Raw genomic sequence first — 23,268 nt, 5'->3', positions numbered from 1 at the left:
CCAGTAACAGAGGAGTGAACAAGAGCATGAATCTACTTTTTGCGATTGATGATCGATTCAGTGAACAATTAAAAACAACGTTATATTCAATCAAACGCCATACGACAGCAGCATCTTTCGATGTCTATGTCTTACAAGAAAAAGAATTGAGACAAGGTGCAGAGCTAGAGGTCTTTTGTCAAAAATTGGCGATGACCTATCATCCCGTCATCATCGGTTCTGGTTCGATCTTTAAAACGGCACCAGTTAGTGACCGCTACCCAGAATCAATCTACTATCGATTGTTGGCACAAAATTACTTGCCGCAGCAGGTGGAAAAAATCCTGTATCTGGATGCGGATATTTTGTGCATCAATGATTTGCGCCCCTTGTATGAGCTGACGTTAGGGGATTTTCTGTATGCCGCTGCCAGTCATTCCAAGCTGACAGAAGTGACGACGGTCATCAATAAAGTCCGTTTGCGCAATTATGAGTCAGAAGGCTACTATAATTCAGGTGTCTTGCTGATGAATGTGCACCAGCTACGGCAAGAGGTCAAAGAAACAGAAATCGCAGCCTTCATTGAGAAAAATCATTTGAACCTCTTTTTGCCGGATCAAGATATTTTGAATGGGTTATATGGTGATCGGGTGCTAGCGATTCCTGATCAGCTCTATAACTATGATGTACGGAAAAACCGTACGTATGAGACGATCAGCCTAGGGGAATGGAGTTTGGATTGGGTCATCGAACATACCGTTCTGCTGCATTTTTGCGGCAAAGAGAAACCATGGAAGAAAGGCTATCGCAGCCGCTACGGTTCGTTATACAAATATGTAGAAAATGAACGGCGGAAGTTTGAAGAGGAACAATCAAAGAGCGTATGATTAAAAAAGCTTTACTTGGACAAAAGACAGGTAAAGCTTTTTTTTCGATCATTTTTTGAAGGGAATTCTTGTAAAATCAAGTAGACGCATCTAATTTGCTTCCGCATCGATAAGGAAACACCTTGTGTTCAAAAAGAAAGCGCTATCTATTATGATGACATTATCAACCCATTGCCATGCTAAATCAGGTGAGCAACTGATTTATTCAACGTAAGGAAAATCAGTACTACACCACTATTTAGCAGCTACTGAACATAGATAGTGAAAATGAGTGTATTCGTTAAGGAGGAAAACTATATGAAAAAAGCATTAATCATCTGTGCAGGCGGTATGTCTTCATCGGTCATTGCAAAAAAAACGACGGAATATTTTAAAGAGCGAGGAAAAGAAATTGAACTAGATGCAACGTCTGCCTCTCAAGGAGCAGCCACGATCGCCAAAGATGAATACGACCTATACTTAGTCAGCCCTCAAACTAAGATGTACTTTGCGAATCTTGAAAAAGCTGCCATCAAGTACCAACGACCCATCGTAAATATTCCGCCCCAAGCCTATGTTCCGATACCGATGGGCATTGAAAAATTAGCTGCTGTGGTAGAACAAAATATCAAATAGCAGTTCAAAGCAGTTCAAATAAGTAGCTAGATGAAAATAGGTTGATGAAAAAGGTTGATGAATAATGTTGAGTAAAAAAGAAATCATCATGCTAAAGATGCTCTACCAAAACCGCAACACATACACTAGTAGCAAACAGATCGCAAATCAACTGGGGGTCTCGGATCGGACTACTCGCAAGTACGTTCAAGGTCTGGGACTTATCCTGAAGAACCATAAGATTGGTCAAATTTGTGCCAAGCAAGGACAGGGGTATCGCTTGAACATCACGGACCAGCGTTCCTTTGATCTGTTTTATTCAGAGAAGACCAATCTCAGGCCAACAGCTGACGATCTAACCACGATCAATGAAGCCAATGACCGGCAATATTTTTTGTTAAATCAATTGTTATTTGGGCATAAGCCCGTTTTTGTTGATGATTTGGCAGCGGATCTATGTGTTTCACGCTCGACGATTTCGAATGATATCGTTGAAATCAAGCAATTATTAAAGCCTTACACGATCGAGTTGAAACATCGAACCAGCCAAGGCATTTATGTCGAAGGATCTGAAAACAGTCTACGGCATTTCATCATGAATTACTTTTTCATGAATCGCCTGCAAGACAATCTTTATGCATTCTCAATGTACAAACATCTATTAGAGGGGATAGCGATCGAGGAGATCGTGATCATCGTCTTGGACACCTGTCGTAAATACTTTTTGAAACTCTCTGATTTTATGATCTATACGATCGTTCTGCATATAGGCTTAGCGATAAAACGGCTGCAGTCGGGCTTTGAGATCCAGCTGCATCCGCAGGATCCTGAATTGGAACAAGAAGCAGAATACCAGTCGGCTATAGAGATCGTTGAGAAGATTCGCCAACAGATGGGCATTGCTTTGCCGCCAGAAGAGGCTTTTTATATCGCCATTCACTTAAAAAACAAACTAGTTTCCGAAACTATCCGTGAACAGATCGATTTAGATGATAACGAGGTCAAACAACAGCTGTTAGCTGTTTTGCATAAAATCGATCAAGAAACCGGCTTTTGCTTAGTCGAAGATCCACTGTTGATAGAAGGGCTGATGATGCATATCACCCCCTTATTGCAACGATTGAATAACGGTACGAGTATGGAGAATCCTTTGCTAGAGACCATCAAAAAAGATTACAGTGACTTTTTTCAGTTAACGATTCGGCATTTTTCTGATGTTCCCTTCTTTGCCCCCTATAGAGTGACCGAAGGAGAGCTTGCCTATTTGACGATCCATTTAACTGCTGCGATGGAACGCTTAGCGAATCAACAAAAAGCCAAGGTCATAGTGATCTGTGCAACAGGAATTGGTAGTTCGCAAATGTTAAAAAATCGTTTGGAACACGAACTTGGTTCAAAAATCGTGATTGAAGATATGATCAGCTATTACGAAATCAGTGAACAAAAACTAGCAGGGATCGATTTGATCATTTCATCCATCAAAGTACCAGATGTGGTTCTAAATATCCCCATCGTCACCGTCAGTGTTTTTTTAGATAAAAAAGATATCCAAAAAATCAATCGCCAGTTGAAGCAGTATAAAATCAAAAAACAGTATGGTAGCATACTGAAACAACAGCCGAAATCTTTATCTGACAAGGAGCGGGAATTGATTGAGACCAGCTTTCGCTCAGAACTTTTTCTGCTGATAGAGGAAGAGACTGACAAAGCAACTGTTATGGATCAGTTGCTGACGAAAATTGAAGGCTTGGAAAAACGTTCAGTGAAAGAAGCGCTAGGCAAGCAGCTTGCTTTACGAGAAGCCTATAGCTCAGTAGCCTTTTCGGATCATTTGGCGGTGGCGCACCCCATTGAACCGATCACCAATGATGATTATGCGGCCGTTGCTATACTAAAACAAGGCATAAAATGGGATGACGAGCATGACCAGATCCAGCTGATTTTCTTGCTTTCCCCTGATCGATTGGGGCAAGTAGAATTGAACAAAATCAGCCAACTGTTAGTACCGATCATTGAAGTTGAATCATTTAAAGATGCACTCATAGCAAGTGGTGATTTTGAACATTTTATGAAATGTTTTATTGGGTATCACCTAGAAGCACATATATAGCACATGTAAGGGAGAAAGAACAATGGAATCAGAAAAATTACAAGAGACCGCTTTTCAAATCATTCTTAGCAGCGGGGATGCTCGGACAATCGTTCATGAAGCATTCCAAGAGATGCGCCAAGGAACTTTTGAAGCAGCACAAGCAAAACTGGATCAAGCAAATGAAGCACTAGTAGAGGCCCATAAAGCACAGACGGGCTTATTACAAGAATACGCCAGCGGCGAAAAAATCGACATGGAGATTATCATGGTCCATGCACAAGATCATCTAATGACAACGATGACTTTGCGAGAAGTGGCGATTGAAATGCTGGCGTTATACCAGCGAGAGCGGTAGAAAGGAAGGGAACAAATGACCAATCAAGAACAACAGAAAAAAATGGCAGAAAAAAATTTTCGGTTTAATCGCTTTTTATTTCTAAGGTATGTATTAGCAGTGTTTTTCTTTGCAAATCTTTATTGGTTATTGGCTGCGATGGCCAGCAATGCCCTACTCCTGATTCTTCCGCTGGCGCTGTTGGTTTTGGCTATTTCGGCAATTGGAGAATACGTGCGCCTTTATGGCAGCCACTCAGAGCAAATAGCAGAAAAACTGCGGTGGACGCGCTTGTTTTATCTTTGTCAACTGACGATGAATCTCCTTTTATGCGCCGTTTGTTTCTTCTCTCCTCTGTTTTCATTCGTTTTTCCTTTTCTTGATAATACACTGCACAATCGAGGCATTCTTACACTCTGGCTTAGTGTGGGGCTAACGTTAGCTGCGCTATGTTTGCAGCGTGTGAATAAGATCCGTCACAAAAAAGATACGTATTATGGATATATTAAAGAATACCAAAAACTCATTGAAGGGAAGTAGTTACATTATGGAACAATCAAATAGCAAGTTGTTCAGTCTCTTAGAAACGGCCGTCATGGGACCGTTAGGAAAAGTGGCACAGTTCAAAATCGTACGTGCCATCATGGCTGCTGGGATGGCTTCGATTCCTTTTACGATCGTTGGCTCGATGTTTTTAGTTATCAATGTATTGCCGCAGACCTTTACCTTTTTAGAAGATTTCTTCAATAATACTTTTTTCAGAGTCAGTGAATTGTATATGCTGGCAAACAGCACGACAATGGGACTTTTGGCCTTATATTTTTGTATCGTTCTCGGCTATGAATACACCAAGATCTATGCGGAAGAAGAAGAGTTGGATCTTGCGCCTATGAGTGGGGCGTTACTATCGATGTTTGCCTTTTTCATGTCGATCCCACAATTGATGATTGTGGATGGCAACATGTCACGGATCACCGATCAAGAAAATGCTATCATCAATGGCTGGGCGATCGGTGGCGACGGGGTGGAGCGTTTAGGAACGACCGGGATATTTACCGGTATCATTATGGCGGTGTTGGCCGTTCAGTTGTACCGTTTATGTGTGACGAAAAAATGGGTCATTAAAATGCCTGAAGAAGTCCCATTAGGGGTTGCCCGTGCCTTTACAGCATTGATTCCCGCCTTTGTTGTGGCCTTCACGGTTCTTATCATCAATGGCGCATTAGTTGCAGCAGGAACGGATATTTTCCAAATCATTGCGGTACCTTTTGGGTTTGTTACCAATTTGACCAACAGTTGGTTAGGTTTGATGGTGATTTACTTTTTAGTCAGTGCATTATGGTTAGTAGGGATTCATGGCGCAAATATCATTTTCTCTGTATTGACGCCAATCACCTTAGGCAATTTGACAGCCAATGCTGAGGGCGCCAATTTTGCATTAGCTGGTGAGTTTAACAATGCGTATGTGACCGTCGGTGGTTCAGGGGCAACGCTAGGTCTCGCTTTATTCTTGGTTTATCTGGCGAAATCAAAACAATTAAGAGTGTTAGGAAAAGCTTCGATCATTCCAGCATTATTCAATATTAACGAGCCGTTGATTTTCGGGATTCCTTTGATTTATAATCCTTTCTTAGCGATTCCCTTTTTCTTAGCACCGATGGCATCCGCATCGATTGCCTATTTTGCGATCGAATTGGAAATCATTCGACCGATGATCGCCCAAATGCCATGGCCTTCTCCAATCGGCATCGGCGCATTTATTGGAAGTGGAGGCGATTGGAAAGCCGCAGTTTGTGCTTTCTTATGTGCAGGCGTTGCCTTTTTGATCTACTTCCCATTCGCTCGTTCTTATGACGCAGGCCTAGTCAAGCAAGAAGCCCAAGAAGGGGAACAAGCAGCATAAATCGAAAGGAATAAATATCCACCCGTGAAACGGGTGGCTTTTTAACAGCCCTAGAAGGGCTCACCACTCGCTAGCCCCTTAAAAGGGGCTTTTTAAATGACCACCAACCGCTCACAGCCCTATCTCTCTTTAACTATTTAAATGGATCTACATACTCTTGTTTACTTATACTATCTCTTATTCGATCATCTGCTTCTTGTTCTCGAATATATTTTTCGATTGTTTTTTGATTTAACCCAACCGTACTCACGTAGTATCCTTTGGACCAAAAGCTTTTATTCCCATACTTATATTTCAAATTCGCATGTTTTTCATGGATTAAGGTTGCACTTCGTCCTTTTAAGTAGCCCATAAAACTAGAAATACTAATCTTTGGTGGTATTCTTACTAACATATGAATATGGTCAGGCATGGCATGAGCTTCAATGATTTCAACATCCTTCATCTCACACAATTTTCTTAATATCTGACCAATACTTACTCTTAACTTTCCATAAATCACTTTTCGTCGATACTTCGGGGTGAAGACTATGTGATACTTACAATTCCATCTGGTATGTGCTAAACTTTTATCGCTAAAGCTATTTCGTCCACGCGTAGAAACGCGCGGTTTTTTTGTTTCGTACGCTACGCGAACGAAACTAACTAAAGTCATTAATAAGAAAGAAACGTCCACACGGCCGTTTCTTTTTTTAAGCGTTCTATTCTGCTTTTTTTCGATTCGATGGTACGATGAAACTAGCGAGTCATGAAAAAAAGAAGGAGTGGAGAACATGAAATTTTTAATTTGGCTGGTCTGTGTGATCGGCATTGAAGCAACAGGAATCATCTCGAGTTTGTTTGCGGGGGACATTGCCGGAACGTATGCGCAAATGGAAAAACCATTTTTAGCCCCTCCTGGCGGGATCATTGGGATCGTTTGGACGATTTTGTATGCCTTTATGGGAACGGCGTTGTATCTGTTGATCGTCGCCAAAGTCAATCCAGCGCTTAAAAAGAATGCCTACATCTTCTTTGCGATCCAGCAAGTATTAAACTTCTTTTGGAGTATCGTTTTCTTTGGCTGGAATGCTTACTGGGCAGGAACGGTCATTATTGCCTTGTTAGTGTTATCAGTGATTATTTGTATGATCCTCTTTGCTCGCATCGACAAAAAAGCGATGTACTTGTTTATTCCTTATTTGATTTGGTGTTTATACGCCGGCTACTTAACGATTGGCTTAACTTTATTGAATGCCTGATAGAAAAACCCTCTTCCAAGCGTCTTGTTGGAAGAGGGTTTTTTCTTTTAGATATAGTCTTCAGTCAATTCCATAAAGCTGGCAACATCTTTTAGGACCATGTCGATCCCTGCTTGCCAGAAGTCTGATTTCGTTAAATCGACACCAAGGTGTTTTTGCGCCAGTTCTTCCGTCGTCATTGAAGCAGTATCTTGCAATAAAGCAATGTATTCTTCTTCAAAGCTAGACCCTTTTTCATTGGCATACGCGTAGATCCCCATACTAAAGAGGTAACCAAAGGTATAAGGGAAGTTGTAGAACGGCACATCGTCAATAAAGAAGTGCAATTTGGCTGCCCAGAAATGTGGGTGATAAGTCGCTAACCCATCCGCATAGCTTTCTTTTTGCGCCGCAGTCATCATTTCCGTGATTTGTTCCGCTGAAACCAAGCCCTTTTGACGAGCTTGATAGAAGCTGTTCTCAAAAATAAAACGTGCGTGGATGTTCATGAACATCGCGATCGCATTTTGCATTTTAGCATCCAATAGATTGATTTTTTCTTCTTTTGTCGTTGCTTCTTTGAGGGTTGCATCAGCAACGATCAATTCAGCAAAGGTACTTGCTGTTTCGGCAACGTTCATGGCATAGTTGCGGTTTAATTCTGGCAGCTCCCAAAGAACGCTGCTGTGAAACGCGTGACCGAGCTCATGGGCAAGCGTCGCTACTTCGTTGACAGAATTGCTGTAGGTCATGAAAATACGTGATTCTTTGGTTTCTGGCAAGCTGGTGCAATAGCCGCCAGGACGTTTGCCGGGACGATCTTCTGCTTCGATCCAGCTTTTTTCAAAAGCGACTTGGGCAAAGTCAGCCATTTTTGGGCTGAACTTACGGAAGTTGGTCAAAATGAAGTCAGCTGCTTCATCAAAGGTGTAGGTTCTTTCTTCCATGTCGCCAAGGATGATTGGCGCATCTTGGTCTTGCCATTCCATTTTTTCTTTGCCGAAAAGCTGCGCTTTGCGGGTCAAGAAATCAACGATCGGCTGTTTGTTCTTTTGGATCGTGCCCCACATAGCATCCAATGTCGCTTTTTGCAGACGATTGTATTCTAATGGTTCCTTCAAGTAATCAGTGACACCGTGAAGTTTGAAGGTAGAAAGGCGGAAACCGTCTAAGTGGTTCAAGGTATCCGCAAAGAGGTCTTCTTTTTCTGCCCACGTCTTTTCCCAAGTGTCGAATAAACGCGCACGAACTTCCGGATCAGGATCACCCATCATTTTATTGAAGGCTTGACCAGCTGAAAACTTGATCGTCGTGCCGTCTTCTTGAAGGAAAGGAATTTCGATCGAGGCAACGATCGTATCGTAATGTTGGCTCCAAGCATTCAAGCCATCTAAATTTAAAGTGTTGATGATGGTCTCTTCTGCTTCGGATAACAATTCTTTGCCGTCGCGGCGAATCTCGCTTAAACGAAAAGCGACAGGTGCTAAGTTTTCCGCTTTAACTAGTGCTGTCCAATCATCCTCAGAAATTTCTGTCAATTTTTTCGAGAAAACGGTTTGTGCTGCTTGCAGTGCTGGCAATTTTGCGTAGAGGTCACCCGTCAGGATTTTGGCTTTGCTGTCATTGACATTCGCTGAAAGCAAGGCATTGATAAAGCTGCCGCATTGTGAAAATCCTTGACTAATAGTTGCGGATAAATCAAGTAACTCTTCTAATTTTGCTGCATCGTCTTCGCTGTTGGGCGACCATGCATCGACTGTTGTTCGGTAATTTGCAATTTGTTCTTCCAGTTGGCTCATGCGTTCTTTTAATTGAACAGAATCGCTGCCTCCCGGAAAGATTGTTTCCAGATTCCAATTGATTGAATAGGTCATTCCTATCAAACCCCTTTCTTTTCCTTCGATCTTATTAAGTATAGCATAACGAAATTTGGTCGCAACCATCAGAATCCTTATGAAATAAGGGTTCTTGATGAAACTGTACCAAAAACAAAAAATGGAATGTATATCTCCTTGATCTATTGATAGGACGGAAAAACGTCAAAAATAAAAAAACTATCACATCCTCATCAAATTCTTAGAAAAAAATCGATGGATAAATATTACATATGAAAAAAAACAGCGAGTAAAAAAACGCCTGATGAGCGATATTCGCTTTTTCATGCATAATGCCAAATCCTTTGCGAAAAGAACACGAAATATACCACTGCGAAAGCGTATACAATTAGGTAGCATAGAGGTGTAAACAGAAGAAGGAGGAAGAAAAATGCCAAATGCTATTCATGTTTTTTCAGAGATTGGACGATTGAAGCAAGTCATGCTTCACCGCCCTGGTCGGGAATTGGAGAACCTTGTTCCTGATCATTTGAACCGCCTGCTATTTGATGATATTCCTTTTTTGGAACAAGCCAGAGCAGAACATGATCGGTTTGCGGAAGTCCTACGTCAAAATGATGTGGAGGTGTTGTATCTAGAAGATTTAGCTGCTGAATCGCTCACGTCACCAGAAATCAAACAGCAATTTCTCAAGGATTATTTAGCGGAAACTACAATCCAAAGTCCTGAGATCATCAAAGAAGTCACGGATTATTTTATGTCTTGTGACAATGATCGGGAACTGATCGACAAAACTATGGCTGGTTTAGCCAAAAATGAACTGGAGCTGCCAAATACCCAGAGCCTCGCTGGGACCGTGGATGATCAATACCCATTTCTGATCGATCCAATGCCAAATTTGTATTTTACACGAGATCCCTTTGCGACGATTGGTAACGGAGTATCCTTGAATCGCATGTATTCAGAAACAAGACGGCGCGAAACGTTATACGGCAAATATATTTTTGCTCATCATCCAATGTTCCAGCAAAATCCGCCTCATATGCTTTATGATCGCGCCCAACCAACCCGCATCGAAGGTGGCGACGAATTAGTTCTGTCAAAACATGTGTTGGCGATTGGTATCTCGCAACGAACGGATGCCGCTTCGATTGAGCAGCTGGCCCGCAAAGTGTTCGAAAATGAGCCAAGCTTTGAGTATGTTCTAGCGTTTGACATTGGTCAAGAGCGCAAATTCATGCATTTAGATACGGTATTTACAATGGTCGATCATGACAAGTTTACGATCCATCCAGAAATCGAAGGAGAGCTGACGGTTTATTCAATCTCACGAGCAGGTGATGGGGTGACGATCAAAGAAGAAAAGGACACGTTGGAAAATATTTTATGTCGCTATCTAGAACTAAATACGGTTGAATTGATTCGTTGCGGCGGCAGTGATTTGATTGCAGCAGCTCGGGAACAATGGAATGACGGTTCCAATACCTTGACGATCGCACCTGGCGAAGTCGTCGTATATGACCGCAATACCATCACCAATCAGAAGTTGGCAGAAGCCGGTATCAAATTGCACAAAATCTCCGGCAGTGAATTGGTTCGTGGTCGTGGCGGTCCTCGTTGCATGAGCATGCCATTTGTTAGAGAAGATATTTAAATCAGAGGAGGAATCATCGATGGAACAAGTATTTAAAGGAAGAAGTTTTTTAGCAGAAAAAGATTTTACGAAAGCCGAGTTAGAATACCTCATTGATTTTTCAATCTATTTAAAACAATTGAAAAAACAAAATATTTCTCATCGTTATTTAGAAGGTAAGAACATTGCCCTTTTGTTTGAAAAAACATCGACTCGGACACGGGCGGCCTTTACGACAGCTGCCATCGATCTTGGTGCCCATCCAGAATTTTTAGGCGCGAATGATATCCAGCTAGGCAAAAAAGAATCTGTGGAAGATACAGCAAAAGTTTTAGGCAGCATGTTTGACGGTATTGAGTTTCGTGGATTCAGTCAACAAGTCGTTGAAGATTTAGCCAAATTCTCCGGTGTTCCTGTTTGGAATGGCTTAACCGATGAATGGCACCCAACCCAAATGATCGCTGACTTTATGACCATCAAAGAAAACTTCGGTACCTTGGAAAACATTACGCTAGTTTATGTGGGTGATGGTCGGAACAATATGGCGAATAGTTTGTTAGTGACGGGGGCAATTTTAGGGGTCAACGTTCGTATCTGTGCACCAAAAGAACTTTTCCCAGCGCAAGAAGTGACAGACTATGCCAACAAATTTGCTAAAGAATCTGGCAGTCAGTTGATGGTAACAGATGATATCCAAAAAGGCGTCAAAGATGCAGACGTCTTGTATACCGATGTTTGGGTGTCAATGGGGGAAGAAGACCAGTTCGAAGAGCGGGTGAAGCTGTTGAAAGATTACCAGATCAACCGCGAAATGGTGATGGCCACCGGAAAACAAGACGATGGCTTGATCGTGCTGCACTGCTTGCCAGCGTTCCATGATACGAATACAACGTATGGAAAAATGATCGAAGAAAAATTTGGCATTTCTGAAATGGAGATCACAGACGATATTTTCCGTAGTCACTGGGGTCGTCAATTTGAAGAGGCTGAAAACCGGATGCACTCGATCAAAGCGATCATGGCAGTAACATTAGGCGATCTATTTATTCCTAGAGTGTGAGAAGGAGCAGTGAGCAGATGAGTGAAAAGAAACCAACGATCGTTGTCGCCCTTGGCGGCAACGCCATCTTAGCAGAAGATGCCAGTGCCAAAGGGCAAAAAGAGCGACTCAAACAGACCGTGGACTATCTGATTCCCTTGATCCGAAAAGACGTCAATTTGATCATTACTCATGGGAATGGTCCCCAAGTGGGAAACCTGGTTTTGCAGCAGCAAGCGAGCGATTCTAGCAAAAACCCAGCAATGCCTTTAGATACCTGTGTCGCCATGACCCAAGGCAGTATTGGCTATTGGTTGCAAAATGAGCTGAGAATCCAGTTGAAAGCAGCACAAATAGCGAAGCCGGTGGTGACTGTGGTCACGGAAATTACAGTCGATGCCCAAGATCCAGCATTTGCCCATCCGACAAAACCAATCGGGCCGTTCTTAACGGAAACGGCTGCCAAAGAAGCCATGGCGGCTTCAGATGCCATCTACCGGGAAGATGCTGGCCGTGGCTGGCGGAAAGTCGTGGCTAGTCCTGCACCACAAGCGATCCAAGAAGTTGCCAGCATCAAAGCGCTGATTGAACAAAACACGATCGTCATTTGTGCAGGAGGCGGCGGCATTCCCGTGCTAGACAATGGCCTGGGTGTTGAAGCCGTGATCGATAAAGATTTTGCTTCTGAAAAATTGGCTCGATTAGTCGATGCGGATCAGCTGATCATTTTAACGGGCGTAGAAAAAATCGCTTTGAACTTTGGCAAGGAAAGTGAGCAGTGGTTGGATCATGTGACCGCCGCGGAATTGGAAACCTATGTCGATGAAGGCCATTTTTCACCAGGTAGTATGTTGCCGAAAGTACAAGCCGCTTTGAACTTTGTCAAAATGGGGGCGGAAAAACGGGCAGTGATTACTTCTTTAGACAAGCTGGCAGCTATCGATGATGCTGGCACGCAGATCACCTGGAAGTAAGCGAAGCAGCAAAGCAAGACCCAAAACATTGGAGTGAGAAAAATGATCGACCACCAAATAAAAGATCCATCAACAAGAGCGAACAGCTTTCAATGGCTGGAAGAAGAAAATCAGCAGCGTTTGAAAGAGCATATTTACTGCCGTACGTACAAAAAAGGTCAAGTGCTTTTTTATGAAGGCGACGTAAGAGATCGGATATTCCTTGTGATAGAAGGACTTGTGCGGATCGAAAAGACCGACGGAACTGATTCCTATTGTTATGTAGATTTTGTTGGGCCAGATCAGTTATTTCCTTTGATTGGCTTGTTTGAAAGAGACAACTATGATGTATCGGCATTCGCTGCAACAGACATTGTCGTGCAGTTTGCAGCGATGTCACTGTTTGAACCGCTAGTCGTTTCGTCTACAAGTCAGTTGCTGTGGCTCAATCAGCAAATGAGCCGGCAGTTGGAAAAGCAAAGACGCCGTGTCGAGTATTGTGTCACCTCCAGCGCGCAAACAAGAGTCGTTAATACGATTGGTCTTTTGATGATCGAGCATGGGCAGACACAAGGTGAGCAGATTCGCATCCCTTTTCCAGTTTTTATCAATGATATAGCCAAGTACAGTGGAACGACGCGAGAGACAGTCAGTCAAACGCTCAAGGCGCTCGTGCATAAAAGAAAGATTTATTATCGCTACAAAGAACTCATTATTTATGACCAAGATTATTTTTCTCATGTTGCCAAGTAATGGCTGGCAGCAAATAGGATCGATTCAAAAAAGGGGGAACACAGATGAAAAAAAAGCAAAAAGAAAAAAAGTCGCTGACATCATTCAGTATCTTATTTCTGATCATTATCGCCTTGACGGTCGCTTCCTGGCTCTTAGCAGGGCAGCCTTTTGCGCCTTCTTTACCAGCAGGCCAAGAAGAGATGGTCAGCCAAGTGGTGGGTGCCAAGTTTTCTGATTTCTTTATGGCGCCTTTTAACGGATTTCGTGATGCGATCGAGATCTGTGTGTTTATTCTCTGTTTGGGTGGTTTTTTGAATATCGTCACGCGAACAGGCGCTTTGGAAGCCGGGATTCAGCATTTGGTCAAAAAACTCAAAGGCAATGAGTTGATTTTGATTCCGATTTTAATGATCTTGTTTTCGATCGGCGGCTCCACTTATGGAATGGCGGAAGAAACGATTCCTTTTTATTCCTTATTAGCAATAACGATGGTGGCATCAGGTTTTGATACGATCGTCGCAGCAGGAACCGTTATGCTGGGTGCTGGTGCCGGCGTGATTGGCTCCACCGTCAATCCCTTTGCGACCGGCGTTGCGATGGATGCCTTGCGAAGCATCGATATTGCCCCAAACAATGGCACGATCTTAGTAGTCGGGGCATTGCTTTGGTTAGTCACGACCGCATACTGTATCTTTGTGGTGATGTCTTATGCCAAAAAAGTCAAAGCCGACAAAGGCTCCACGATCTTATCGCTGCAAGAGCAAAAAGAAATGGAAGAACATTTTGTCAAAGACACGAACGAAGCCTTGGTGTTTACGCAAAAACATCGCCTGATTTTGACGATTTTTGGTTTATCCTTTGTGATCATGGTGGTTTCCTTGATTCCTTGGGGCGACTTTGATATCCATGTGTTTGACGGTTGGACCGCCTTTTTGACCGGCAATAGCTTCGGTGAATGGTATTTTGGTGATTTGGCCATGTGGTTCTTCTACATCAGTATCATCATTGCGTTGATTCAAGGATTCTCAGAAAAAGAAATCGTGACCAACTTTATCGATGGGGTCAAAGACATTTTATCCGTTGTCTTGATCATCGTTGTGGCACGGGGTGCTTCCTACATTATGCAAACGACGTACTTGGATCTGTTTATTTTGGATCGGGCTTCCCATCTTTTAGAAGGTCTATCACCTGTCCTGTTTGTGATTGGCGCCTACATTTTGTATCTGCTCTTATCGTTCTTGATTCCATCGACTTCCGGACTAGCGTATGTATCGATCCCGATCATGGGGGCCTTGGCGCAAAGCATCGGACTCAATCCGAACGTCATGGTGATGATCTTTACTGCTGGTTGCGGATTAGTGAATTTGATCACACCAACTTCTGGCGTCGTGATGGGGGGATTGGAGCTGGCTCGGGTCAACTATTCCACTTGGACCCGCTTTATGCGCAAACCGTTACTGGTTATTGGAATTTCCAATCTTGCCATTTTAATCTTCTCAATGTTGTTCTTGTAAGCTACGTTTCAAGATGTGAACGAGACGGATCAACTATTTCAGTAAGCGAGGCGACTTGAGAGGAGCGGATCAAGTAAATGAAAAAAAAAGAGCGACAAGCAATTATCAAAAAACTCTTTGTCCTACATCGGATTGAGTCTCAAGAAGAATTGATGAATTTATTAAAAAAAGAAAATGTTTCAGCTACCCAAGCCACGATTTCTAGAGACATGCGGGAAATGAACATCGCTAAAACGTATGCTAAAAACGGTCGGCCGTATTATTCGATCTTTGAATCCAAAGAGCAGGATCTAGAAGACAGAATTGCGTTTTCGATGTATGAGTACCTAAAAAAGATTACGCAGATTGACTTTTTAGTTGTCGTTCATACGGCTGAAAACGGCGCCGATGTGATCGCCAATTATCTTGATGAAATGGAGCTACCAGAAATTGTCGGCACGATTGCAGGGTTTGATATTTTATTGATCATCACGCCGTCACAAGAAGCGGCAGCAGAGGTCGTCGATCGGTTGAACCATTATGTAGAAGGCTACGTGATGGGTTCGTCATTGTTTACTGGAGAAAAAAACGCAAAACAGCCCTGAGAATCGTTGAAGGAGCTGAACGTCACAAGCCCCAAAATCTCACAACCAAACGGGTGACGGCTTTTCATACCGATGGCTATTTTTAAAAAGAAAGAGTGCTTCTAATCTTCACGGAAGCACTCTTTTTGTGTGTGCAATGTCACCACGGTTTGCTGGAAAAACAGTTGCATCACCAAATGAAAATGGTAAGATAGGAAAATGAGGAGTGAAAACTATGAAAAAATTACTGAAAGAACCGAATTTTTACTTTTGTATCGCACTTGCGGTTATGGTCATCCTCTTTATCAGTTCTTCACAAACCTATGAGCAGCAATCACAAATCGGGTTGCTTTCACGAATCTTAAAAAATGAACCATTGAAAGAGTGGCTAGAGAAGATTTCTTTTTCCTATGCTGGTTCGGAGATCAGTATTGCGGAAAAAGGCTATTTCTCATTTGTGGAATTTTTCATTCGTAAAGGCGCACATTTCTTTACCTATTTTGTCTTAGGGGGCAGTCTGTTCTTCGTTCTCGTATATCGCCGTACGCCGTATTGGCTAGCCGCTTTTTTTGCTTGGTTAGCAGCTACCGGCTATGCTGGGATCGATGAATACCATCAAATGCTGACGGGAGGACGGACGCCGCTTTTTCAAGATGTCATGCTGGATTCAGCTGGAGCACTGACCGCCGTTCTTTTGGGGTGGTTGATTTGTCAGTTATCGAAAAAGTCACCTAAACGCCGCAAAACATAACGAGTTGTCGGCGTTTTTAAGCGTTAAGCTGTTAGAAAGTATAAAAAACAAGAGGCGAAACCAATGGAAAAAAGTTTGAGTAGTGTCAAAGGCAAAACCGAGTTTGTCGTGCATGAAAGTTTGCCGGTGGGGGTTCTTCTCGCGATGGCTGGCGGCTTTTTAGATGCCTATACCTATCTCTTTCACGGTGAAGTGTTTGCGAGCATGCAGTCGGGGAATGTTATTTTGTTAGGGATCAATCTTTCAACGGGGCAGTTTGAACAAGCCTTTCGGTATCTGCCACCAATCTGTATGTTTTTAGTGGGGATCGTGGTGACGAATTATCTGCAGCATCATTTTCCGACTGGTGGTTGGTTCGTTTGGCAAAATGCTGCGTTGATCTTTGAAGCAATCGGTATTTTGGTTCTGGGCTTTTTTGCGCGTTCTTTACCCAATGTCCTGGTTGATTCCGGATTATCTTTTTTTGCAGCGATTCAATATGCCGCTTATCGGCGCTTGGCAGGGATGCCCTATGCCACCACGATGACCACTGGCAATTTACGTTCGCTGGCTGATTACTTGTATTTGCGCGGGTTTAAGCAGGACCGATCAGTGACACCCAAGATCATTTCTATTTCCTTGATCATCGGCGGTTTCTTTTTTGGGGCGGTTTTAAGCAGCTTGCTAGGAATTTTCTTATTCCACCGGACCATCTGGGTGGTTTCAGGAATTTTAGCCCTGGTGTTGGGAATCACGATCCACAGTCAAAATAAAGAATAGAAAAAAGACATTCGCCGGAATGTCTTTTTTGTCTTACTTTTTGGTGCTCGCGCGTGAATCTTTGAGATACAGCGCTATTTCTACCAGCAGTGCTGCCAGAAGATAGCTGCCAAGGACGGCTATCTGGTAAAATTTCTCTTCAATCAGCTCGTTGCGCTGCAGCAAAATGACCGCACCTAAAAAGAGCATCGCCAACAGGGAGAACCACTGCTGGGAAAAACGCCAATTGCTGACACTGGCTGTACTGCGCTTGGTGCGAAAGCCGAATATATAATTGGGTTCTTCTCGGTAAAAGAACCGGAAGACGATGAAAAAAATACCCGTAAAAATCAACAACAAAAGACCAATATCGATCGAGATCACTTCCTTTCAAGCGAGGTTTGTTGGGAAAATCAGCGAATAAAAAGGATTATCTATTTATTGTACTCGCTGTAAAGGATTCTATGAAGGGGAACTATTGAAAAAATAGATAGTTTTGCGTAAATAAAAAGGGAGGGCGCTATAAGTCGCCATCCCTTTTTCAATTATCCGCGTTGAAATGGTCCTTTTGGTGCAATCAGTTCAAGATTGGTGCCATCTGGATCTGTAAAGTAGGCAACACCTGTCCCGAAGCCGCTTTTTAAACCATCTTGTTCTTCAAAAACGATTGGGGTACCGTCAGGTTCTACCCCGATGGCTTTTAGACGAGCAACGGCTTCATCAATATTTTCGACTTCAAAACAAAGATGCATGGCACTGATTTGCTCATTGGAATAGCTAGCTTTGTTGGATTTTGGTTCGACGTATTCTAAAAGGTCGATGTTGAGATTGTCTAAATGAAGATTGGCGTATTTGATCAATGTATCCTCTAAACCTTGCGTTTGCGCCATTCGTTTGCCACCGATCGTATCTTGATTAGCGATTTTCTTTCCAGTTAATGCTTCATAAAATTGAATGGAACGTTCGAGATTGCTGACGGTGATTCCCACGTGGTTCACCATTGAAAAGCCTGTGTTTGTGTTTGTCATTATACTTCCTCCTAAGGTTTTGTTTAGTATATCGTTTGGTTAATGAAAATCGAATGTGTCTGGATCTGGACCCACTCGCAGGTCCTCATTTAATGCGTTCAAGCGAGCCATTTCATCTTCTGATAAATGGAAATCAAAAATCGCTGCATTGGCGCGCATTCGCTCAGGGTGTGTCGATTTGACATTGACTAAGATTCCTTGTTGGATAGCCCAGCGTAAAAGCACTTGTGCCGCTGATTTTTGCTGTGCATCGGCGATCGCCAAGACGGTTTCCTCTTTCAGCAGTTTGCCTTGCATCAAAGGTGACCAAGCTTGGATCGCAATCCCCTTTTCAGCACAAAAGTCCCGCAGGTCTTGCTGCGTAAGTTTGGGATGCAGTTCGATCTGATTGACGACAGGAACGATCTTAGCAGCGGCCAATAGTTGCTCCAAGTGATGAATCTGGAAGTTGCTGACCCCGATTGCTTTGATTTTTCCAGCGGCATACAAGTCTTCCAAGGCGCGCCATGACTCTTGAAATGCCTGGTTTCCCGGCCAATGGATCAAGTACAAGTCGAGATACTCGAGGTTTAAGCGGGCCAAACTTTCATTGAAAGCATGGATCGTTTCATCATAAGTTAAATGATCGTTCCAAAGTTTGGAAGTGACAAAGAGTTCTTCACGAGCCAACCCCGTTTCTTGTAAGCCTTGTTTGATTCCTTCCCCTGTTCCTGTTTCGTTGCCGTAAATAGCCGCCGTATCAATCAGGCGATACCCATTGATAATGGCCTGTTTCACGACCTCTGCTGTTTCAGCTTCAGGGATTTGAAAGACACCTAACCCCAAACCGGGGATTTTGCTGCCGTTGTTCAGTGTAACGGTATCCGATAATTTTTCGATCATAAAAACATCTCCTTTATTTTTTTCTGTAATCATCATATAATGAGGAGGTAAGGTTGTATAGTACGTACTTTTTTGTTTGATACACACCTTTTGGTAACATTTGTGTGTTTACAGACTTGATGAGGTGAAAAAAATGGAAGAAAAAATTTATAATATCGGTGTAGAAGCAACGATGGATGTCATCGGCGGGAAATGGAAACCAATCATTCTTTGTAATTTACGCCATGGGGCATTGCGTCCTAGTGATTTACGGCGAAAAATTCCTGGCATCAGTCAAAAAATGTTGACGCAGCAATTGCGGGAACTAGAAGAGTCTGATATCGTTACCCGCAAATCCTATAATCAAGTACCACCCAAAGTTGAGTATTCCTTGAGTGAATATGGAGAAACGTTAGGCGGCTTATTGGATACCCTTTGCCAGTGGGGCACGATGCACGTCGCTGCGCTACAAGACAAAGGAGAACAAGTTACTTTGTTAGAACAAGAAGAGGCGATTGTCTAGCAGAGGGCAAGTGGCATGAGAAAAGGCCGGCAGAAACCATTGGTTTCCGTCGGCCTTTTTTAGGCTATGCTTGTTGGATCAATTCTAGAATGGCTTCAGCATTCATGCCGCTGTAATGATTGATGGGAAATGACAGGCGCTTGATTCGCGGCGGGATGGCCTGCTTGATCATCGGATCTGTTAAAGAAAGCAAAGGATCGACCAAAACGATTTTTTCTTGCGAAAAACGATAATTCATCAGACGTTCTGGTGTCACAACAGTCACGCTGATTTGATCCTCGGACAGCATTTGGATGTTGCGGGCGAAAATTTTAATCAGACTTCCAGCTAAAGTAGAACGATCAATAAAGACAACTTTTTCCAAAGTGATTCTCCTTTTTAATTAATATGCTTAATTAAGTATATTAATTAAATGGCGCTTTGTAAACAGGAACATTTGGAAACAACAAAAAAGCCGCAAAAGAATTTTTTTGCGGCTTTTGGTTCATCTATAAAAAGGTTTGACTCTTTTTTCCATTAAATCACGATCACGGGTGTCCCGACTTCGGCTTTACTGTACAATTCTTTCATCACGCCTGGCGGAGTATTGATACAGCCGTGAGAGCCGCGGGTTTTCCAAAGATCACCACCGTATTCCGTTTGCCAATCAGAATCATGGATTCCGACACCGGTCCAATCGATCGGCATCCAGTAATCAACAGGGGACGCATAATCTTCACCGGTCAAGGTTGCATCTTCTTCTTTGTTCCAGACATAGAAGACACCAGTTGGCGTTGGTGTGGCTGGTTTTCCAGAGATAATTTTCGTATCTAGCACCAGCTCGCCATCTTTGTAATACCACATGTGTTGGTTTTTCAGATCAACTTCGATATACGTGTTGCCAAATAACGGGCTGCCAGCATCGGTGCTTCCTTGAGCGATCGGTGTGCGCGTGAAGTCTTCGCCGGCTTTTAACGCCTCAATCAATGCTTCTGTTTCCGCATCGGTTTGGATCGTCCAGCTGAGGGTGCCGGCTGGAACCGTTACTTCGCCTTGTTTGGTACTCTTGAAGGTCGAAGAATTGGTGCTGGTGTTGTATTGCTCTCCGATCGAAGCGACATAGCTTCTTACTTTGTCTTCGTCGATCGTGGTGTTGCCATCTTTGTAAGAGAGCCAATCCATGATCGATTCTCTTGGAATTTGAAACGTGTTTCCGTTGATCGTATAATTGCCGGTTACTTTGGCGATTTTATTCAACGAATCCATTTCTTTGGTTAGATCAGGATCATCAGCGGTCACACTTGGTTTTGTGACGTAATCGACGAGATTTAATTCCTTTTCGCCACTGACGATGGCTTCTTGTAAGTCTGCTACTGCTTTGTCCACATCAATGGCATCGCCGTCAACTTCTGGTTTGATAGAAAAGCCGTCTTCGCCTTTTTCCAATGTTGCATCGGCTGACTTGGTACGATCCTCATTTAAAGTTTCTAGTTCCTTTTGGATCGTGTCCGTTTCGCTGTTTAGCGTATCTTGATCCACCGAGAGATTGTCCAGTGTTTTTTCTTCTGCAGCGGAAACATAAGCCATTCCCCAACTCCACTGGTTCTGTTCATCTTTTAATGATTGCAGCTCATTGGTGAAATCCGTTTGTAACCCAAATTGAGCAAGGTTGATTGTCTTCCATTCGCTATCGCCTTCTTTGATGGTGAAATCTTCTTGCGAGTAGCGGTCATGCAGCAGGGCATTGGCCTCGGCAACAGTTTTGTTGCTGATGTCGATCCCATCGATTTCAGTCTTTGGTAAAAAACGGTTTGCATAATATGTACTTCGGTAGGTATAGCCGCCAGCGATCACTACTAATATAGCAGCCACAACGATTAGAACAATTTTCTTGGTATTGTTCTTGGCGTCAGTATGTTTGTTTGAACGAGTCATTCAACTACTCCTTTTTTTCTAATGGCATAATAGATAATAACGCTTAAATCATACCATATTCCCCCAAGAAAGCGAATATGGCAAATGAAACTTCCATGAAAAATAGAAAATTCTTAAACTATCTTTAGCTAAGCTGTAGAAAAGCATTTCTTTGCATAAAAAAACTGAACGAACCGCAGCAAATCATCTTGATCAAATTGTTCTGAAAAAGAGTGAGCTGTAAGGTTCGTTCAGTGGCATAGTTGACTAGCTAAACGAAGTGAAAGAAATTATTGATTGTCTTCTGCATCTAGTTTCGCAAAAGCTTCATCAAGAATATCTTTTAATTGTTTTGCAGAAGCGGCCATCCGGTCTTTTTCACCATCCGTCAATGGGATCTCAATCACTTTTTGGATCCCTTGGGCGTTGATAACTGCAGGCGCACCGATGTACAAGTCGTTTAAGCCGTATTCGCCGTTCATGTACACAGACAATGGTAAAACAGCATTTTCATCGTCTAAGATCGCACGAGTGATCCGTGCTAAGGCTACCGCGATCCCGTAGAAGGTCGCACCTTTTTTCTCGATGATGGTGTAGGCTGCATCACGAACACTGAAGAAAATGTTGACCATTGCTTCTTCATCGATGTCTGGGTTATTTTTGACCCATTCATAGATTTGCAAGCCGGCTACGTTGGCATGAGACCAAACAGGGAATTCTGAATCCCCGTGTTCGCCTAAGATATAGGCATGGACGTTACGGGCATCAACATCGACTAATTCAGCCAAAGCTTGACGGAAACGTGCAGAGTCTAAAGAAGTACCTGAACCGATGACGCGTTCTTTCGGGAAGCCTGAGAATTTCCAAGTCGAGTAAGTCAAAATATCGACTGGGTTCGCTGCTACTAAGAAGATTCCGTTGAACCCTGAATCAACGATTTGGGTAACTACTTCCCGGTTGATTTTCAAGTTTTTATGAACCAAATCTAAGCGGGTTTCACCTGGTTTTTGAGGCGCACCAGCTGTAATAACGACTAAATCAGCATCATGTGCATCTTCATAAGAAGCGGCATAGATTTTTTTAGGGGAAGTAAAGGCCAAGGCATGGGACAAATCAATTGCGTCGCCTTCTGTTTTTGCTGTATTTATATCAATGATTCCGACTTCTTGCGCAATGTTTTGGGTCACCAGCGCAAACGCGTAACTAGAACCAACCGCACCGTCTCCAACAAGAATTACCTTTTGGTGATCTTTTTTGTTCGTTTTTGCAGTCATCTGTGTATCATTCCTTCCGCATAATTGTTTTACTCGCTATCATCCTACCATTTTCAAGTATATTTGTCATGTGATTTGCACAACAATATTACACAAAATATCGCTGTTTCAGTTGTAAATGCTTTCTTTGTTATTACGTCAAAAAGAGGATATATCAACGTTTTATTAAGATTCGTTAAGAAAGATAAAAACTGAGCAAGAGGACGCCACCATAACAGTCCATTTCGTGTTATAATTATTTCAGCAAAAGAACTGGGCGCATTTGTGTGCCCAGTATTTTGTGTTTGGATAAGAAAACCGATAAAATAGATGAAGAATCAGCTTGAAACTAGAAATAATGGAGCGTAATCGAAAAATGAAAATGATTGTAGGCTTGGGAAATCCCGGCAAAAAATATGAGAAAACCAAACACAATGTTGGCTTTATGGTAGTGGATGCCTTGGCACAAAAGTACCAAGCAACCTTTAAAAAGTCGGCTTTTGAAGCAGAAGTGGCAGAGTTTTTCTTGAAGGGTGAAAAAATCCTTTTGGTCAAACCGCAAACCTTCATGAATGAATCCGGTCGCTCGGTAGGTCCGTTGATGACCTATTTTGGCATCTATCAAGAAGAATTAGTAGTGGTCTATGATGACCTTGATTTAGCATTAGGGAAAATCCGCTTGCGCCAAAAAGGCAGTGCGGGGGGGCACAATGGAATCAAGAGTTTGATCGCGCATTTGGACTCGACAGTCTTTGACCGCATCAAAATCGGGATCGATCGGCCACGTCCAGGACAAACCGTGGTCAATCATGTACTGAGTCCTTTTGCAAAAGACGATCTGCCCATCGTTTTACAAAGTATTGATAAGGCAGTCGAGGCAAGTAGTGATTACTTGACCAACGGCGACTTTCTTGCCACAATGAATCGATTTAACTAAGGA

General features: G+C 42.8%; 24 protein-coding genes and 1 pseudogene. 17 read left to right on the top strand and 8 right to left on the bottom strand.

Annotated features, from left to right (window positions below):
• Window positions 1-26 precede the first annotated feature (26 nt).
• The 6 genes from A5882_RS03345 (at window position 27) to celB (ending at window position 5,789) form a co-directional block, all read left to right on the top strand.
• Window positions 27-866 (top strand): glycosyltransferase family 8 protein, encoded by an 840-nt coding sequence (locus A5882_RS03345; protein ID WP_008380189.1) that lies wholly within the window; start codon window positions 27-29, stop codon window positions 864-866.
• Between the two features lie 297 nt (window positions 867-1,163).
• A complete protein-coding gene (locus A5882_RS03340; RefSeq protein ID WP_008380187.1) occupies window positions 1,164-1,481 on the top strand; it encodes a PTS cellobiose transporter subunit IIB in 318 nt (105 codons plus the stop codon).
• A 64-nt stretch (window positions 1,482-1,545) separates the two neighbouring features.
• Window positions 1,546-3,570, top strand: a complete 2,025-nt coding sequence (locus A5882_RS03335; RefSeq protein ID WP_086372411.1) for a BglG family transcription antiterminator — start codon at window positions 1,546-1,548, stop codon at window positions 3,568-3,570.
• Between the two features lie 22 nt (window positions 3,571-3,592).
• Window positions 3,593-3,907: a PTS cellobiose transporter subunit IIA gene (locus tag A5882_RS03330; RefSeq protein WP_016620318.1), complete on the top strand. Its 315-nt coding sequence runs from the start codon at window positions 3,593-3,595 to the stop codon at window positions 3,905-3,907.
• 15 nt (window positions 3,908-3,922) lie between these two features.
• Window positions 3,923-4,426: a hypothetical protein gene (locus tag A5882_RS03325; RefSeq protein ID WP_086332733.1), complete on the top strand. Its 504-nt coding sequence runs from the start codon at window positions 3,923-3,925 to the stop codon at window positions 4,424-4,426.
• A 7-nt stretch (window positions 4,427-4,433) separates the two neighbouring features.
• On the top strand, window positions 4,434-5,789 hold the full coding sequence (gene celB, locus A5882_RS03320) for a PTS cellobiose transporter subunit IIC (RefSeq protein WP_008380179.1): 1,356 nt from the start codon (window positions 4,434-4,436) through the stop codon (window positions 5,787-5,789).
• A 133-nt stretch (window positions 5,790-5,922) separates the two neighbouring features.
• Here celB and tnpA read toward each other — a convergent pair.
• A pseudogene (gene tnpA, locus A5882_RS03315) lies at window positions 5,923-6,357 on the bottom strand (IS200/IS605 family transposase); the annotation flags it as partial.
• A 205-nt stretch (window positions 6,358-6,562) separates the two neighbouring features.
• On the opposite strand from tnpA, the gene A5882_RS03310 reads away from it, so the two are divergent.
• On the top strand, window positions 6,563-7,030 hold the full coding sequence (locus A5882_RS03310; RefSeq protein ID WP_086372410.1) for a TspO/MBR family protein: 468 nt from the start codon (window positions 6,563-6,565) through the stop codon (window positions 7,028-7,030).
• A 47-nt stretch (window positions 7,031-7,077) separates the two neighbouring features.
• On the opposite strand, the gene A5882_RS03305 is transcribed toward A5882_RS03310, so the two are convergent.
• Window positions 7,078-8,883 (bottom strand): M3 family oligoendopeptidase, encoded by a 1,806-nt coding sequence (locus A5882_RS03305; RefSeq protein ID WP_086372943.1) that lies wholly within the window; start codon window positions 8,881-8,883, stop codon window positions 7,078-7,080.
• Window positions 8,884-9,274: 391 nt separating this feature from the next.
• Here A5882_RS03305 and arcA point away from each other — a divergent pair, with 391 nt between their 5' ends.
• From arcA to A5882_RS03265, 8 genes are all read left to right on the top strand, one after another.
• Window positions 9,275-10,498: an arginine deiminase gene (arcA, locus tag A5882_RS03300; protein WP_061053384.1), complete on the top strand. Its 1,224-nt coding sequence runs from the start codon at window positions 9,275-9,277 to the stop codon at window positions 10,496-10,498.
• A gap of 19 nt (window positions 10,499-10,517) precedes the next feature.
• Window positions 10,518-11,537: an ornithine carbamoyltransferase gene (argF, locus tag A5882_RS03295; protein WP_008380172.1), complete on the top strand. Its 1,020-nt coding sequence runs from the start codon at window positions 10,518-10,520 to the stop codon at window positions 11,535-11,537.
• Window positions 11,538-11,554: 17 nt separating this feature from the next.
• Window positions 11,555-12,490, top strand: a complete 936-nt coding sequence (arcC, locus tag A5882_RS03290) for a carbamate kinase (protein WP_005233327.1) — start codon at window positions 11,555-11,557, stop codon at window positions 12,488-12,490.
• 42 nt (window positions 12,491-12,532) lie between these two features.
• A complete protein-coding gene (locus A5882_RS03285; RefSeq protein WP_005233329.1) occupies window positions 12,533-13,222 on the top strand; it encodes a Crp/Fnr family transcriptional regulator in 690 nt (229 codons plus the stop codon).
• Window positions 13,223-13,266: 44 nt separating this feature from the next.
• A complete protein-coding gene (locus A5882_RS03280) occupies window positions 13,267-14,718 on the top strand; it encodes a YfcC family protein (protein WP_008380167.1) in 1,452 nt (483 codons plus the stop codon).
• Between the two features lie 77 nt (window positions 14,719-14,795).
• Entirely contained in the window at window positions 14,796-15,302 is a 507-nt protein-coding gene (locus A5882_RS03275) for an arginine repressor (RefSeq protein ID WP_086372409.1), read from the top strand.
• A 214-nt stretch (window positions 15,303-15,516) separates the two neighbouring features.
• Complete coding sequence (locus A5882_RS03270; RefSeq protein ID WP_008380164.1) at window positions 15,517-16,032, top strand: VanZ family protein; 516 nt, start codon at window positions 15,517-15,519, stop codon at window positions 16,030-16,032.
• Between the two features lie 63 nt (window positions 16,033-16,095).
• Window positions 16,096-16,791, top strand: a complete 696-nt coding sequence (locus A5882_RS03265; RefSeq protein WP_086372408.1) for a YoaK family protein — start codon at window positions 16,096-16,098, stop codon at window positions 16,789-16,791.
• A 33-nt stretch (window positions 16,792-16,824) separates the two neighbouring features.
• On the opposite strand, the gene A5882_RS03260 is transcribed toward A5882_RS03265, so the two are convergent.
• The 3 genes from A5882_RS03260 to A5882_RS03250 form a co-directional block, all read right to left on the bottom strand.
• Window positions 16,825-17,154: an SdpI family protein gene (locus A5882_RS03260; protein ID WP_086372407.1), complete on the bottom strand. Its 330-nt coding sequence runs from the start codon at window positions 17,152-17,154 to the stop codon at window positions 16,825-16,827.
• A 161-nt stretch (window positions 17,155-17,315) separates the two neighbouring features.
• Entirely contained in the window at window positions 17,316-17,798 is a 483-nt protein-coding gene (locus tag A5882_RS03255) for a VOC family protein (protein WP_005233337.1), read from the bottom strand.
• Window positions 17,799-17,837: 39 nt separating this feature from the next.
• Window positions 17,838-18,716 carry an aldo/keto reductase gene (locus tag A5882_RS03250; protein WP_086372406.1) on the bottom strand — a complete coding sequence of 293 codons (879 nt, stop codon included), beginning with the start codon at window positions 18,714-18,716 and terminating at the stop codon, window positions 17,838-17,840.
• 97 nt (window positions 18,717-18,813) lie between these two features.
• On the opposite strand from A5882_RS03250, the gene A5882_RS03245 reads away from it, so the two are divergent.
• Window positions 18,814-19,182 (top strand): helix-turn-helix domain-containing protein, encoded by a 369-nt coding sequence (locus A5882_RS03245; protein WP_005233339.1) that lies wholly within the window; start codon window positions 18,814-18,816, stop codon window positions 19,180-19,182.
• A gap of 64 nt (window positions 19,183-19,246) precedes the next feature.
• Here the strand turns inward: A5882_RS03245 and A5882_RS03240 are convergent, their stop codons facing one another.
• The 3 genes from A5882_RS03240 to A5882_RS03230 form a co-directional block, all read right to left on the bottom strand.
• Window positions 19,247-19,546: a hypothetical protein gene (locus A5882_RS03240; RefSeq protein ID WP_005233340.1), complete on the bottom strand. Its 300-nt coding sequence runs from the start codon at window positions 19,544-19,546 to the stop codon at window positions 19,247-19,249.
• 152 nt (window positions 19,547-19,698) lie between these two features.
• Window positions 19,699-21,096 (bottom strand): L,D-transpeptidase family protein, encoded by a 1,398-nt coding sequence (locus A5882_RS03235; protein WP_005233342.1) that lies wholly within the window; start codon window positions 21,094-21,096, stop codon window positions 19,699-19,701.
• Between the two features lie 269 nt (window positions 21,097-21,365).
• Window positions 21,366-22,349: an L-lactate dehydrogenase gene (locus A5882_RS03230; protein WP_005230720.1), complete on the bottom strand. Its 984-nt coding sequence runs from the start codon at window positions 22,347-22,349 to the stop codon at window positions 21,366-21,368.
• 355 nt (window positions 22,350-22,704) lie between these two features.
• Between A5882_RS03230 and pth the strand changes: the two genes are divergently transcribed.
• Window positions 22,705-23,265, top strand: a complete 561-nt coding sequence (pth, locus tag A5882_RS03225) for an aminoacyl-tRNA hydrolase (protein ID WP_008380153.1) — start codon at window positions 22,705-22,707, stop codon at window positions 23,263-23,265.
• The last annotated feature ends 3 nt before the right edge of the window (window positions 23,266-23,268 follow it).

The organism is Enterococcus sp. 4E1_DIV0656 (assembly GCF_002140695.1).
Taxonomy (GTDB): Bacteria; Bacillota; Bacilli; order Lactobacillales; family Enterococcaceae; genus Enterococcus_D; species Enterococcus_D entomosocium.
Note: the sequence above shows the minus strand (reverse complement) of the source record. Positions and strands in the feature narration are given on the sequence as shown.

Excerpts from the sequence above, each read along its gene's own strand:
- A5882_RS03335 (WP_086372411.1), top strand. The coding sequence starts at position 1,546 with ATGTTGAGTAAAAAAGAAATCATCATGCTAAAGATGCTCTACCAAAAC.
- A5882_RS03275 (WP_086372409.1), top strand. The coding sequence starts at position 14,796 with ATGAAAAAAAAAGAGCGACAAGCAATTATCAAAAAACTCTTTGTCCTA.
- arcC (WP_005233327.1), top strand. The coding sequence starts at position 11,555 with ATGAGTGAAAAGAAACCAACGATCGTTGTCGCCCTTGGCGGCAACGCC.
- A5882_RS03280 (WP_008380167.1), top strand. The coding sequence starts at position 13,267 with ATGAAAAAAAAGCAAAAAGAAAAAAAGTCGCTGACATCATTCAGTATC.
- A5882_RS03245 (WP_005233339.1), top strand. The coding sequence starts at position 18,814 with ATGGAAGAAAAAATTTATAATATCGGTGTAGAAGCAACGATGGATGTC.
- argF (WP_008380172.1), top strand. The coding sequence starts at position 10,518 with ATGGAACAAGTATTTAAAGGAAGAAGTTTTTTAGCAGAAAAAGATTTT.
- A5882_RS03340 (WP_008380187.1), top strand. The coding sequence starts at position 1,164 with ATGAAAAAAGCATTAATCATCTGTGCAGGCGGTATGTCTTCATCGGTC.
- A5882_RS03235 (WP_005233342.1), bottom strand. The coding sequence starts at position 21,096 with ATGACTCGTTCAAACAAACATACTGACGCCAAGAACAATACCAAGAAA.
- A5882_RS03255 (WP_005233337.1), bottom strand. The coding sequence starts at position 17,798 with ATGACAAACACAAACACAGGCTTTTCAATGGTGAACCACGTGGGAATC.
- celB (WP_008380179.1), top strand. The coding sequence starts at position 4,434 with ATGGAACAATCAAATAGCAAGTTGTTCAGTCTCTTAGAAACGGCCGTC.
- A5882_RS03265 (WP_086372408.1), top strand. The coding sequence starts at position 16,096 with ATGGAAAAAAGTTTGAGTAGTGTCAAAGGCAAAACCGAGTTTGTCGTG.
- A5882_RS03305 (WP_086372943.1), bottom strand. The coding sequence starts at position 8,883 with ATGACCTATTCAATCAATTGGAATCTGGAAACAATCTTTCCGGGAGGC.
- arcA (WP_061053384.1), top strand. The coding sequence starts at position 9,275 with ATGCCAAATGCTATTCATGTTTTTTCAGAGATTGGACGATTGAAGCAA.
- A5882_RS03250 (WP_086372406.1), bottom strand. The coding sequence starts at position 18,716 with ATGATGATTACAGAAAAAAATAAAGGAGATGTTTTTATGATCGAAAAA.
- A5882_RS03285 (WP_005233329.1), top strand. The coding sequence starts at position 12,533 with ATGATCGACCACCAAATAAAAGATCCATCAACAAGAGCGAACAGCTTT.
- A5882_RS03325 (WP_086332733.1), top strand. The coding sequence starts at position 3,923 with ATGACCAATCAAGAACAACAGAAAAAAATGGCAGAAAAAAATTTTCGG.
- A5882_RS03270 (WP_008380164.1), top strand. The coding sequence starts at position 15,517 with ATGAAAAAATTACTGAAAGAACCGAATTTTTACTTTTGTATCGCACTT.
- A5882_RS03330 (WP_016620318.1), top strand. The coding sequence starts at position 3,593 with ATGGAATCAGAAAAATTACAAGAGACCGCTTTTCAAATCATTCTTAGC.
- pth (WP_008380153.1), top strand. The coding sequence starts at position 22,705 with ATGAAAATGATTGTAGGCTTGGGAAATCCCGGCAAAAAATATGAGAAA.
- A5882_RS03345 (WP_008380189.1), top strand. The coding sequence starts at position 27 with ATGAATCTACTTTTTGCGATTGATGATCGATTCAGTGAACAATTAAAA.
- A5882_RS03230 (WP_005230720.1), bottom strand. The coding sequence starts at position 22,349 with ATGACTGCAAAAACGAACAAAAAAGATCACCAAAAGGTAATTCTTGTT.
- A5882_RS03310 (WP_086372410.1), top strand. The coding sequence starts at position 6,563 with ATGAAATTTTTAATTTGGCTGGTCTGTGTGATCGGCATTGAAGCAACA.